General features: G+C 61.9%; 12 protein-coding genes. 1 reads left to right on the forward strand and 11 read right to left on the reverse strand.

Translation table 11 applies throughout. From position 1 onward, the window contains the following. Positions 1-11: 11 nt before the first annotated feature. The 11 genes from ACSV9I_RS09260 to ACSV9I_RS09310 all read right to left on the reverse strand — a co-directional run bounded on the left by ACSV9I_RS09260 (position 12) and on the right by ACSV9I_RS09310 (position 11972). Positions 12-1370, reverse strand: a complete 1359-nt coding sequence (locus ACSV9I_RS09260; protein ID WP_438328501.1) for an esterase-like activity of phytase family protein — start codon at positions 1368-1370, stop codon at positions 12-14. Between the two features lie 97 nt (positions 1371-1467). Beyond that, positions 1468-3159, reverse strand: coding sequence for a cis-3-hydroxy-L-proline dehydratase (gene lhpI, locus ACSV9I_RS09265; RefSeq protein ID WP_438328503.1), 1692 nt, complete (start codon positions 3157-3159; stop codon positions 1468-1470). Continuing rightward, a complete protein-coding gene (locus ACSV9I_RS09270; RefSeq protein ID WP_438328504.1) occupies positions 3156-4169 on the reverse strand; it encodes a DUF2891 domain-containing protein in 1014 nt (337 codons plus the stop codon). The genes lhpI and ACSV9I_RS09270 overlap by 4 nt, the downstream gene beginning before the upstream one ends. Continuing rightward, positions 4166-5143: a small ribosomal subunit Rsm22 family protein gene (locus ACSV9I_RS09275; RefSeq protein ID WP_438328505.1), complete on the reverse strand. Its 978-nt coding sequence runs from the start codon at positions 5141-5143 to the stop codon at positions 4166-4168. Before ACSV9I_RS09275 ends, ACSV9I_RS09270 begins: the two co-directional genes overlap by 4 nt. A 9-nt stretch (positions 5144-5152) precedes the next feature. Next, positions 5153-5650: a GNAT family N-acetyltransferase gene (locus ACSV9I_RS09280; protein ID WP_438328506.1), complete on the reverse strand. Its 498-nt coding sequence runs from the start codon at positions 5648-5650 to the stop codon at positions 5153-5155. 3 nt (positions 5651-5653) lie between these two features. Further along, on the reverse strand, positions 5654-6799 hold the full coding sequence (gene rnd, locus ACSV9I_RS09285; RefSeq protein WP_438328507.1) for a ribonuclease D: 1146 nt from the start codon (positions 6797-6799) through the stop codon (positions 5654-5656). A 117-nt stretch (positions 6800-6916) separates the two neighbouring features. Beyond that, positions 6917-7804, reverse strand: a complete 888-nt coding sequence (locus ACSV9I_RS09290; RefSeq protein ID WP_438328508.1) for an MBL fold metallo-hydrolase — start codon at positions 7802-7804, stop codon at positions 6917-6919. 1 nt (position 7805) lies between these two features. After that, complete coding sequence (locus ACSV9I_RS09295) at positions 7806-9212, reverse strand: multicopper oxidase family protein (protein WP_438328556.1); 1407 nt, start codon at positions 9210-9212, stop codon at positions 7806-7808. 110 nt (positions 9213-9322) lie between these two features. Beyond that, positions 9323-10561 carry an MFS transporter gene (locus ACSV9I_RS09300; protein WP_438328510.1) on the reverse strand — a complete coding sequence of 413 codons (1239 nt, stop codon included), beginning with the start codon at positions 10559-10561 and terminating at the stop codon, positions 9323-9325. 130 nt (positions 10562-10691) lie between these two features. After that, positions 10692-11537 (reverse strand): hypothetical protein, encoded by an 846-nt coding sequence (locus tag ACSV9I_RS09305; RefSeq protein ID WP_438328511.1) that lies wholly within the window; start codon positions 11535-11537, stop codon positions 10692-10694. A gap of 3 nt (positions 11538-11540) precedes the next feature. Continuing rightward, positions 11541-11972 (reverse strand): ABA4-like family protein, encoded by a 432-nt coding sequence (locus ACSV9I_RS09310; RefSeq protein WP_438328512.1) that lies wholly within the window; start codon positions 11970-11972, stop codon positions 11541-11543. Positions 11973-12072: 100 nt separating this feature from the next. Here ACSV9I_RS09310 and ACSV9I_RS09315 point away from each other — a divergent pair, with 100 nt between their 5' ends. Beyond that, entirely contained in the window at positions 12073-12675 is a 603-nt protein-coding gene (locus tag ACSV9I_RS09315; protein ID WP_438328513.1) for a TetR/AcrR family transcriptional regulator, read from the forward strand. Positions 12676-13048: the final 373 nt, after the last annotated feature.

Consider the following 13048-nt stretch of genomic DNA (forward strand, 5'->3'; position numbering starts at 1 on the left):
CAGGCCTTCGCTTACTTAGCCGCGAGGAACTCGCTCACTTCGAGCAAAACGAACTCGTTGTCGTCCGCCTTATCAAGTGCGCGACCGGCCGAGAAGGGCAGGTTGTTGTCGTTGCCGACGACGATATGCGTGGCATCTATCACATCGACATTCTCGATCGTGACGAAAGGCATGTCGTAGTAGCCTTCGCCGCCGCCCTGGCGCTTCTTGTTGTCGGGATCTTCGATCTTCATCAGATCGATGAAGCCGATCTTGCGAACGGCCTTGCCCGCGTTTTCTTGCGTCATCTCGATCTTGTAGATGCGCTTGTGCTTGGCCGGGACGGCAAAGCAGTCGGGGGCCGGGGCCTTCGGATCGGCGCAAGCCTTGTCTGCGGTACCGGCTCCATTGTCGCGCTCGATGACCAGTGCCGTCGTCTCGTCGATCATGTTAAAATCGCCGATCGCCTCGCCGCCTTCCGACAGCGGATAGAGCCAGCTCTTTCCGGTCCAGGCCTTGGACGCGACATCCAGTTCGACGATGCGCAGGGCCGTCAGGCCATCTGCTTTTTCGACCGAGCCGTCTTCGAGATAGAGCGGGCCTTCGAGCAGGCCGTAAAGCTTGCTGCCATCCTTCGACAGCGCAAGGCCTTCATACCCGCCGGAGCGCTTGAGGTTGAAAACCGGCATCTTGGCGGTCGGGTTGGCGGGCACGACAAGCGTTGCATTGTCAGGCGACTTGACCTCGGTCTCACCGACCTTGGTGGCGATGACGTCGGTCAGCTTGCCGTCCATCGAGAACTTCAGGAGATAGGGGCCGAATTCTTCACCAACCCAGAAACCGTCCGCAACCGGCTGGATCGACTCGACATCGAAATCGGCGCCGGTGAGGTATCGCTGGTCCGAGCCTTCCATGACGATCGGGAAGGGAGCCTTCTTGTCGGGGTCGGTGAGGAAGAGCGTGGTGATCGGCTCGACCTTGCCGGCATCCCAATTGAACTTGATATGATGCAGCATCAGCATGGAATCGGAGGATGTGGCCTTAGACCCGAAACCGTTGTCGGAGAGGCTCCAGAACGTGCCGTCTGCCATGGTCTTGATGCCGGAAAAGCCCTGCATCGCCTGACCGTCGAACGGCATCTTCAGGCCCGTCTCGCGAACGCCGTCCTTGCCGGGAACGGTGCCGAGTGCATCTGTACGCTTGCGGTCCGGCGTGGTGAACTTGCCAGCGGTCTTCAGGTGCTGGGGCACATCGGCCGGCGCTGCGATGATCGTGTTGGCCGGCAAAATGGCGTGCGAAACGAGCTTGGCGGCAAAGGCCTTGTCCTCGGCCATGGCAGATGTGGACGCGAGAAGGCAAAGGGATACGGAAGTCAGAAGCAATTTTTTCATCGGGGCACCTTGGATGAAGGAGGAACCCGCTGGCCTTTAAGCCTCGTTCATGTCGGCTAGATTTCCGTTCGGTGACGTTTCGGTAACGATCAACCGGTCAGGTGATCCAGCCTGGTATGGCCCCCGCGTCCTGTCCCGAGACGGCCGCCTCGACGCAGGCCGCAAGACTGCCGAAGCGCAGACTTCTGCCGGTCAGCCCCGGGCCGTAATGGGCATATTTGCCGGAATTGGTCATGATTGTCTTCACCTGGTGCGGGATCAGCGGCTCGACAATCATGCACCAGCAGGTGTCCGTGACGAACTGCACGCCGAAACCTTCGAGCGCTGCCACGTGACCGGCCCGGGTCGCTGCTTCGAGGGTCCAGCGGCCGCAGGTCACGATAATCGCCACATCCGGATGCTTCGTTCTGCCGGTGCAGAGCCCGGCGAGACTTGCGATTTCCGTTACCGAAAAATGCGGATTGCCGAGCGAGATCAGATCCACCGGGCCGGTATCAGCCCCGTTCAACTCAGCCCAGGCCTGCCGGAGTTCGGCATGGGTGACGACAACTTCCCGAAGTGCCAGCGAACGGAAATCTTCCGCATCCTTTGCCTCAGGCGTGACGCCCGCGATGTGAAACATCGGCGCGCCTGAGGTCGTCGCGAAGGCGGCTCCATAGGCTTTCAAGTCGTCGCTGTCGGGTGCCAGATGGCCGATACCGTCGATGACCGGGATGTCGTCGGCAGCAAGCAGGCCGGTGAGATAGCCGAGAAGCGGATAGAAGCTGTCATCGACCGCCGGAAGCTGAGGCAGGCTGATGCGGAGCTTCGGTTGCCGCTCGGTGTCGAGATGGCAGCCGGCTTTGGGTGCACGCCCCGTGAGTGCGATGCAGATATCCAGATAGTCGGGATATTTCATCGTGCGCGCACCCAGCACGCTGTTGGCATAGACCACGGCGTTCGATTCCGCCCAGACGATCTGTTCGTCGCGCTTTGGCGCGGTCTCTAGCAGGTAAGGCGCGCAGGTGAAACTCGGGGCCGCACCCATGTTGACATAGGCATCCGCCAACCGGCTGGCCGCTTCGCCGAAACCCGTCTCGATCCCTTGGGCCCGCCAGCGCTTCTGGTCGACGGAGATCGCATTGAGCGTCGTCGGGACGGCGACCTTGCCACCGAGGTCACGCAGCCGTTCGGCAAAGGCGAGCCCGCCGGGTCCAGTGTAGATGCAGCCGTCTATATGGGCCTGGCTGATGTCGATGAGTTCGCTCGCGCCCTCAATCGCCGCCATCCGCAGCACGATCCGCATCGCGACCTGCGCCGCATCGCCATGCCTGCCATCAAGCATGGCGCGATCTCCGTCCGTCAGCGTGATCTGGCTTGTCGTGAAGGCGGGCAGGGCGGCGGTGGTTCCAGGAACCCGGACATGCGTCGTGCCGGCCAGAGAGCGAAACGCCTCTGTGCCCAGACAGTGAACCGGGATCGACTGCCCAAACACCTCTTCCGCAACAATGACGCCAAGCGTGATGATGGCTTCGGGGCGCTCCAGCAGGATGGCGGCCGGGCCCTGTCCGTTGAGGATGAGCTCGAGGATTACGCCGCTGCCGGAACAGGAGCCACGGCTGCTGGGAATGGCCAGCACCTGTCCGGCCAATCTTCGCCCGCTCAAGGGATGATGCCGGTCGATCACTTCGCCGGTAACAGGCTCGACGCCACCCCAGAAGCTCAAGGGCACATCGCTGTAGAGAAGCGGTCCCTCGGCAGTACCCGGAACCAGCTCATGGCCGGATATGTCGACGACTGGTCCGTTCATCCGTTTTTCTCCGTCAGTGCCAGAACCGCAAAGCTCGCAAGCCAGTGTTCGCCCATGTAGTCGCCTGAAACGTGATCAAGCCCGATCGCCAGATGGTGCTCCGAGGCGTCGAGCATGGGGCCTCGCCTGGCGTCACCCTCCGGCAGGGCATCGGCCAGCGCCTTCCAGCACCAGGCACGGCTGAGGTTTAGCCCGTCGAGATGGGCAATCTTGCCGTCGGAACGGTCGGAGACGCGGGCGGGGTGAAACAGGGTACGCGGTTCATGCCGGGAGATATCCGGCAGGAAGGCATCGAACCACGCGGTAAAGGCCTTGGGCGGCATCAGCCGGCGCATGCTTTCCGCCTCGATGAGGGCCGGCGACAGGAAGTCGTCGCCTGAGGGCTCACCCCATGCCGGGCAGTGTGTGTCGGCGCCATACCAGCGAAGCGCCGTCTGCAACAGGAGTTCGAAGAGACCGGCATCGCCGGTGGCACTTGCATAGTCCGCCGCCAGACGCAGGGCGAAGGCCGTATTGTAATGCGTGCCGGTGCGGACCGGATAGGTGGCAAGCGGCAGAAAATCGCAAAAGCGCGCGACGATCCGTTCGGTCAGGGGCGCGAGTGCCGCGCTCCAGTCTGCCGTTTCATGTCCGTCAAGTTCAGCCGCGAGCTTCAGCAACCAAGCCCAGCCATAGGGCCGTTCATAGCCGCGGGCCATCGGCCGGTCGAAATAGGCGCATTCCCCCGCCACCTTGTCCGCGACCAGCATCCGGTTGAAAAGGTGACGCACCGCGTCGGCTTCCGGCAGCGACGGGAAAAGACGAATGAGCCGCGCCAGCATCCAGTAGCCATGCACGCAGGAGTGCCAGTCATAACTGCCGTAGAAGATCGGATGCAGCTGCGACGGTGTTTGCGCGTCCTCAGGACCGTCAAGACCATGGAGGATATGGTTCGGATATTCACGCGTGACATGGCCAAGGGCGATCCGGGCGAACCGTGAGGCAAGGTCTGGCGTGAGGTTCAAGGTCACGGCGTCTCTCCTCCATCGAGAAGATCGCCCCAGTCGGCCCGGCGCAATTGCTTGAAGGCCTCGCCGTCGCGCTTGCTGAGCGTGATTTCATCCACAGTTCCGCCCGGACGACAGAGCTTGGCCCGTCCGACGCCCCCGTTGACGCGCGGCGGGGCGAGGATCCGGGAACTCGAATGCGCGACCGGTTCACGCGAGGCCGCGATGAAGATGTATTTTTCATCCTCCCATGGCACTTCGGCACCCTTGGCCAGCCGATGCACACGCGAGCGTGCCACACGTCTTGAGAAGTGGCACCAGTCGGGTGCTGCGATCGGACAGTCCTGCCCATGCGTGCAAGGGGCAGCGAGATGCGCGCCGAGCGCCCGAAGCCTGTCTCGGACGGCAAGAATACGTTGCCAGCCGGCCGGTGTCCCGGGCTCAACGATCACCAGCATCCCATTGGTCAGCGCCCAGAGCTTGTCCGTGACGGCGGCAATCGTTGCCGGCGGCAATTCGTCCAGCACATAGGCAAGCGTCACCAGATCGGCTTTCGGCAGCATTGGAAGCTTGAGCGTGACGTCGCCACTTTGCCAGCGGCTTTTGACCGGGCTTGCCTTGGACAGTTTTTCCCCGACGCTGCGAATGGCCCCGCTCGCCTCGATCATCTCGGCCGTCTTCAGGCTGTCAAAGGCGTCAGCGGCTGCCCAAAGGGCAGTACCGGGACCGGAGCCGAGATCGATCTGACTTTCCGGCTGAAAGTCCGGACAGATCTCCTCGACCATGGCAAGGGCGGCGCGCACGGCCGCATAGGTCGCCGGCATGCGTGTCGCGAGATAGGCCTTGGCTGCCAGCGCATCATCGATATGAAAACGACCGTCGCGCACTTCCCGGCGATAGCGGTCGGAGAGCAGCGCACTCGCCTTGGCAAGCGTCTCCAGCGGCGCCCCCGAAAGCTCCTGATCGACGGCGGCGCGGAGGGCGGCGGGCAGTTCCATTGGAGAGCCTCAGAGATTTCTTGCGGCCCATTCCGGGCGGAGGAGGGACATGAGGATGAAGTCTTTACGGCTCCCATCCGGAAGAACAGCCGCTTCGCGCATGACCCCTTCGCGGAGGAAGCCGACTTTTCGATAGACGGCCTCGGCGCGGTCGTTTCCGCTGATCACATCGAGCCAGAGCCGGTGAGCATCCGAGTTGTTGAAAGCAAAATCCACAGCGCCGCTCAGAAGAGGGAAGCCGATGCCCTTCTCGGGACTTGAGACAGCAATCCGCTTCACACAAGCGTTTCCACCATGGCCTGAGAGATCCATCAGAATGACGAATCCAACAGGATCGCCCTTGTCGCCGACGCCGATCAGATAGGCAAAGGATGGATCCGCCAGTTGGGTATTGTGCTCAGCGAAGCTGTAGCGCCCGATGAAGCGCTCATAGCCCGGCAGCCGCTCCGTCTCCATGACGAACGGAATATCCGCCTCCGTCGCGCGGCGCAGGGTGAGCGCCGGCACGGATCAGAACTCCACGGCTTCGACGCGCTTGTCGACGAAGCGAAGGCCGACGCCGCCGGAGATCAGCTTCAGCGCCAGATCACCGAACAACTCCTTGCGCCAGCCCTGGAGAGCAGCCACTTCGGCTGTCTCGCCTTCGGCTGCGATCTTTTCCAGATCCTCGCTATTGGCGATCACCTTGGCCGCGACACCATGCTTTTCGGAAGTGAGACGCAAGAGCACCTTGAGAAGCTCGACGGCCGACTGCGTGCCTTCGGGGGCATGGGAATGGCGTTGGAGATGGGGCATGTCCGACTTTGGCAAGGCGAGAGCGGCATTGACCTGCTCAACGATGGCGGCACCCGACGACGAGCGCTCCCACCCCTTCGGAACGGTGCGCAGGCGGCCGAGCGCTTCCGTGTCCTTCGGCTGCTGCTGGGCGATCTCATAGATCGCGTCGTCCTTCAGCACGCGCGAGCGCGGCACGTTGCGCGAACGCGCCTCGCGTTCGCGCCAGGCGGTAACGTATTGCATGACGGCAAGTTCCGTCGGCTTGCGCAACCGCATCTTCAGTCGCTGCCAGGCCTGGTCGGGATGCAGGTCATAAGTGTCGCGCGATTCGAGGACAGCCATTTCCTCGGTCAGCCACTCGGCTCGGCCTTCGGCTTCCAGCTGGGCCTTCAGCTTGGCATAGACGTCGCGCAAATGGGTGACGTCTGCCAGCGCGTAATCAAGCTGCTTTTCAGACAGCGGACGACGGCTCCAGTCGGTAAAGCGCGATGTCTTGTCGATATGGACGTTCTTCACCTTCTGCACGAGCTGGTCGTAGGAGACAGAGTCCCCGAAACCGCAAACCATCGCGGCGACCTGCGTGTCGAAGATCGGATGCGGGATCAGATTGCCGAGGTGGAAGATGATTTCGATGTCCTGGCGGGCGGCATGGAACACCTTGACCACCGCCGGATTGGCCATCAGCTCGAAGAACGAGGTGAGCTCGATGCCCTTGGCCATGGGGTCGACGATGAATTCATGCTCCGGACTCGCCATCTGGATCAGGCAGAGTTCAGGCCAGAAGGTCGTTTCGCGGAGGAATTCCGTGTCGATCGTGATGAAATCGGATTGTGCGAGAAGGCGGCAAGCCTCCTCAAGCGCGGCAGTGGTTTCGATCATTTCGGCTCGGTCATGGAAAAACTACGATCAACCTTAGTTTCCCTTCTGATCTGCCTTGTCAAGTTGATGGCGCAGCAAACGAGCCGCTAACCCGGCCTTTCCAGGGCCAAATACCCCTTATTCGTCGGGTTCAGCGCCCCGCAGCACGGCGATGTTCTGGCTGTGGACGGTTTCATAGGGGGCGAAATAGTGGATGGCTCCAGAGGCAATGTCTGCCGCCACGAAGCTTTCAAGGCTCTCGTCGGACAGTGCCGGATCGTTCAGTCGTGCAAGCAGGCGCTTGAGATAGTCGCGGGTGGCGGTGATCAGCGAGGGCAGGTAGCCGCCGGCAGCGATCACATCTTCAGCGCCATGATTGGGCAGGATACGCGTCACGTTGAGTGTGGCGAGCCGGTCGAGTTCCGCGATGTGCCGCCCTGTATGTTCGGGCTCGGAAATATAGGTAACGGTGTCTTCCAGCGTATCGCCGGCCAGAAGCACGCCGAGATGCGGCAGCAGGAGCACGGTGCCGTCAGCGCTATGGATATCGAATTGCAGAAGGCGAACATTGATGGCGCCCACCGTCAGCATCGTCTCTCCCTCGAATGTCTCCGTCGGCATGATGACTGGCCGGATCGGCGGATCCTTGGCTTCGAGCACGGCGCGCTTCCGTTGGAGCGTTTCGAAGGTCAGCTTGTTCGACAGGATCGGGCAATCGGCAAAGCCTGCATTGCCGGCGACGTGATCGGTGTGCCAGTGGCTGAGCACGACGCGGATCGCGGTCACCCCAAGGCTTGCCAGATGATCGCGGATGGCCTGGGCGTGGTCCAGCGAGATATGGGTGTCATAAACCAGCGCTTCGGCACCGGAGACGATGGCATAACTCGCGACACCGAGCCCATAGGCGCCGTCGTCAAGCCAGTTCGGTGCGTCCGAATGCAGGCGCTTGCCGGCAATCCGCCCGTCATAATAGGCGAAAATGCCTGGATAGGGCTGATGGATGCGCATGGTCTCGGTAAGGCTCATATTATGTGACCCTGAAATAGCCGGTCATGCCGGTCTTCTGGTGTTCGATGATGTGGCAGTGAAACACCCAGTCGCCCGGGTTGTCGGCCACCAGCGCAAGCTGGACCTTTTCGTCCGGCAGCACAAGGAAAGTGTCGGAGACGAGCGGCGGGACTTCCCGTTTGTTGGAGGCGATCGCCTTGAAGTTCATCCCGTGCAGATGGATCGGATGGGCATGCGGCGTGACGTTCTCGACATTGAGGATATAGCTTTGGCCCAGCTTCAACTCGGCGATCGGGGCGGTCGGATCGGGCGTATCGCCGGGATAAGGCACCTTGTTGATCGCCCAGAAGGAAAAGCCGATGGAACCGCAGATGGAATCCCGTGCGGTGTTTTCGGCCGTCGCGCTGAGCAGAAGCGGGATTTGGGTTGCGGTTTTCACATCGATATCGACGCCTGCATTTTCAGCCAGCGGCCCCAAGTCTCTCAAATCTCTCTTGAGTGACGAGCCCACAGCGCGCAGGCTTGCGACCGTCTTGGGCGTCGAGGGACGCACATCCTCGAGAGCCATCACGGCGCCCTCCTGGTCTGCGACCCGAAGCGCCAGATCGAGCCGCTGGCCGGGTGCCACCACCGTCATGTCGAGTGGCATGCGGCTGGGCACCGGATGTCCGTCAATGGCGATGATCTCCGCATCGGCGCCGGAAAGCCGCAAATTGTAGATGCGCGTGACATCGGACGCGAGAATGCGCAGCCTGACGAGCCCGCCGGCCGGAACGTCATAGACCGGTTCCGGTGTCCAGTTTGCTGTGCGCAGTGTCCCGAAGGTCCCGGTCTTTGCGGCATCGCGCGGCTTGAACGGCGCGATGAATTGTCCATCGCTGCCGAGCCGGAAATCGCGAAGGTTGAGCGCAAGTTCCGCGTCAAACACAGGATCGGCATCATCCTCGACCACCATCATGCCGGTTAGACCGCTGCCCATCTGGGTCAGTGTGTTGCAATGCGGATGGTACCAGAAGGTGCCGGCATCCGGTGGAGCAAACGCGTAGTCATAGCTATCGCCCGGATAGACATAAGGCTGCGACACGAAGGGCACGCCATCCTGCGCATTCGGCAGCCGGATACCGTGCCAATGCACCGTGGTTGGCTCGTCAAGCCGGTTGATCAGCTTGGCCCGGAAGGTTTCGCCACGTTTGACCCTGAGGATCGGCGGGGAGGGATCGGCTGTGGCCTCGCCGGAAAGGGCATAGCGCATGACGTTTCGGGTCGGCTGTTTGCCGTCGAGCATCGTATCGGCGATGCTGGCTTCAAGGCCGATCGGCGTCGATGCGAGCGCCTGAGACAGGCGCGGCATGGCCGCAAGCCCGGCCCCATAGGTGCCGAGAACGGCGGCTGACTTGAGAAGCGTGCGACGGGAGATGGTTGGCACGGCCATGACCTCTGTTTCGATCGCCTGCTTTTAAAGTTGACGCGCCGCATCGACAATAGAGGTTTGGCGTCATGCTGTCGCAGCGCAGGCATCGGCCATGATGCCTGCGGTCAGTCGCCATCCTTCTCCGAGGGCGGTGTCGCAAGCCTGCTGAAATAGGTGGAGGTTCGCAGCAGACTGCGGAAGCGCATCCGCCGCTTCTCCGTCGGCACGGCATCCCGGATGGTGATGCGGGCGATGGTATAGGCGGCGAAGAAGGCGAGGACGACGATGACATAGGCGAAGAGAGCGTGCGGCCCAAAGGCGTCCATCAGGAAGGATGCGATCAGAGGGCCGACCACAGCACCAACAGACCAGAAGAACAGGGTGCCGGCCGACACCAGTGCATGCTGGCCGGGGGCGGCATGATCGTTGGCATGGGCCGAACAGAGCGAATAGAGCGGCAGCGCGAAGGCGCCAAAAGCGAAGATGCCGATGAAATTGGCGATCTCTCCATTGCCGGCAAAGAAAGCGAGGAAGAGGGACGCGAGAAGTGCGCCGAGCGTGGCGAAAAGGATGATCACGCGTCGGTCGAGCTTGTCCGAATAATGCCCGAGCGGATATTGCAGCACGATGCCGGCAAAGATGCCGACGCTCATGAAGGTGGCGATCGAGGTCACCGACATGCCTATGCCATCTGCATAAATCGGCCCGAGCGAGCGGAAGCTCGAATTGGTCAGTCCGATGATGATGCAGCCAACTGTGGCGAGCGGTGATACGGACCAGAGAACCCGGATGTCGAATTTCACATCCTTGGGTGGCGCCGGGCTCGACTTGTCGGCAAAGGAAATCGGCACGAGCGACAGCGATAGGGCCATGGCGATGATGGCGAAGAGATCGACGCCGCTGACCCCGAAAAGGGGGATCATGTACTGCGCGGCCGTCACTGAGCCAAGGTCGACGAAACGGTAGACGGAGAGCGTGCGCGCCCGCGTCGAATTGTCGACGCGGGCATTCAGCCAGCTTTCGACCACCGCAAAGAGACCGGCAAAACAGATGCCTTGGGCGAGGCGCATGAGGAACCAGGAAATCGGGTCGATCACCAAAAGCATCATGATCGATGCGGCCGAGGCGATCGCCGCCAGGGCCGAGAAGGTGCGGATATGGCCGATCGCCCGCATGATCTTGGTGACATAGACGCAGCCGATGACGAAGCCGAGGAAATAACCGGTCCCGACCATGCCGATCACGGAGGTGCTGAAACCCTCCTCGATGCCGCGCAGGGAGACGAACGTGCCCTGAAGGCCGTTGCCGCCAATCAGAATGCCGGCGGTGACGAGCAGCGGAATGAGGGGGCGGATATCATGCATGGGGGCCTGCTGGCCGCGGCGGAGGCGTGCGTGTGAGTCGGTGGCGTCGCGGACACCGACTTCTAGTCCCGATTGCGCGCAGGCGACAGGCCAAAATTGACGCCGGCCGCCACGCGCGCCGAATTCGTCGTTAGAGGAACGGTCGCCCCTGCACCGCTTGCGCGAAGGTGGCGACGACCACCGCAACGGAAAAAACGGCGCCGAGTGCGATGCCGAGTCTGGCGAAGCGGGGCGCGACCCGATCCAAGACCAGACCGAGGATCGGCAATGCCTGCATGATGTGGGTGGCAAAGAAATGCGGCACGCGCAGATCACCCCCCGTGCGCGACCAGCCGAACAGCGGCAGGCCGCCGAGATCCGTCTTGATGCCGCCCACCCAATGGCCGGGACCATCGATCTGACCGCCGCCGAGCGCAAAGGCGGTGACGAGCGTTGCGAGGCTGCCGAGTACGAGGCCCCAGCCACCGCCGAGCCGCAGGCCGGCGGGCGCATCTGAGTTCGGGCGGCGCAGAATGTAGACCCCGATCACGAGGCTCGACAGCACAAGCAGCGCGGCCCCCACACCCATCACGCTATAGGCCGTGGCCTCAAGCGACGTTGCGTCATTGAAATGCGAGGCCCGCCCGCGGGCTGCCTGCAGGGTGATGTAAAAGACTTCACCATTGGCCGTGATCGTAGCGACGAGGCTTGCCAGAAAGACGCCCCATCCGGCCCGCGTCCGTCCGTTGATCAGCGGTAGGAGGAGAAGCAGCGTTGCGAGCATGATGGCGAGCGAGGCCTGGAACTTCAGCGGCTTGCTCCATACCGTGATGTCGTTGATCAATCGGTCGTCGAGGCCAAGCGCGATCAGGCTGGGAAAGGCGAGTGCCACAGACAAACCAATCCCGACCACCAGCACGCGGCGGGTTCTTTGCTCGGCAGTTGTTAGGTCCGGCGCTGGGGACAGCGCAACACTGTCATTGAAGAGCATGGTCATCGATCAGACCTTTCGCAGGGTCAGCGCCGCCTCTAAGGCGCGGGTGAGACAAAAGAGCAGGAGGCCGAGCGGACCGAACATGAAGGTGGCGATCAGCACCGGCACCTGCAGCAGCCTGTTGTAACCGCGCTTGTCGGCCTCAGCGGCAATCCAGGTGCCGATGAAGAGATCGAAGGCGAGATAATGCACCCAGCCGGCCACCAGAACGGGATCGCTCATGAAGAGCGCCCGCACCTCGGCGATCGACCCAAAGCCACCGCCCTCGACGCGGGAGAAATAGACAAAGATCAGCACGGCATAGGTGAGCGATAACGCGCCGATCAGGCCATAGCGGAGGAAGGCGATCAGCACCGGCCAGCGGGGCAGGAGAATAAGCATGAGCCAGCCAACCATGGCGGTGCTGCTGGCCAGGGAAAATACCTGATCGTGGGACATCAAAACCTCATCCTGACAGTGACAAGATTAAGAGTGAAGGAAAACTTGGCAATGTCAAGATGGCTTTGACAGAGAGGTTCGGGAGGGGGTAAGCAGGGGTATGGCGAAACAGAAATCCTATCACCATGGCGACTTGCGCCAGGCTCTGATCGAAACCGGGCTCGCGATGCTAGAGGAGGGCGGCCTCGAGGGCCTGACGCTGCGCAAGCTGGCGGCACGCGTGGGCGTATCCCATGCCGCCCCCGAGCATCACTTTCCGTCGTTGCGCCACCTGATGACAGCCTTTGCCGTCGAGGGGTTTCGCCTGTTTGCCGCCTCGATGCGCAGCGCCATGGCGGCAGTGCCTGATGATCCGGCCGAACAATTGCGGGCTGCCTCTCGCGGTTATCTCGCCTTCGCCACGTCCCGCCCGCATCTCTTCCGTCTGATGTTCACCGCCAACCGCCTCGACTGGGACGATCCAGCACTGGGCCCGCCCGCCAACGCCGCCCACGCCGTGCTGGAGGAAATCTCTGCTCCGGTGGCAAAACGCATGAAGCTGGATACGCCGGAGGGCAGGGCGTCCGTCGAGCAACTGGTCTGGTCCCAGATCCACGGCCATGCGCATCTGATGATCGACGGCAAGCTGCGGCGCGAGGGCGGCACGGGGTATGAGCCCTTCGCGGCGCCGCTGGATTTGGCGAGTGTGTTGTTGCCGGAGTGAGGCGTGTTGGTATCTGGTTTGCGCCAGTCGCGGACATCAGCTGCCCCGAGGTTCGCGGCTGGAGTAGGGCCTAACGGAATGGAGGGTCTGGGGCACCACTTTATGAGATACAGAAATCCAGATGGCTTGCTGCCGTGCAAGCCAACCGAGCTTCGGTAACAGAGGCTCATTCATCAACATCGTGAATAACCGTCACAGGCTCACCACGATCTTTCCGAACTGCTCGTTAGATTCCAGAAATCGATGTGCCTCAATGACCTGAGACCCAATTTCCCTCCAGTTTTCGAGAGAGTCTTGGATTTTCAATCTGGCCTCATGCGGCCTGTTTTTCCATAGCCATTTTCATTGCGAACTCGCTGGGAGTGATATTGCC

It is taken from the genome of Rhizobium sp. G187, from assembly GCF_051549525.1.
Lineage (GTDB): Bacteria > Pseudomonadota > Alphaproteobacteria > Rhizobiales > Rhizobiaceae > Allorhizobium.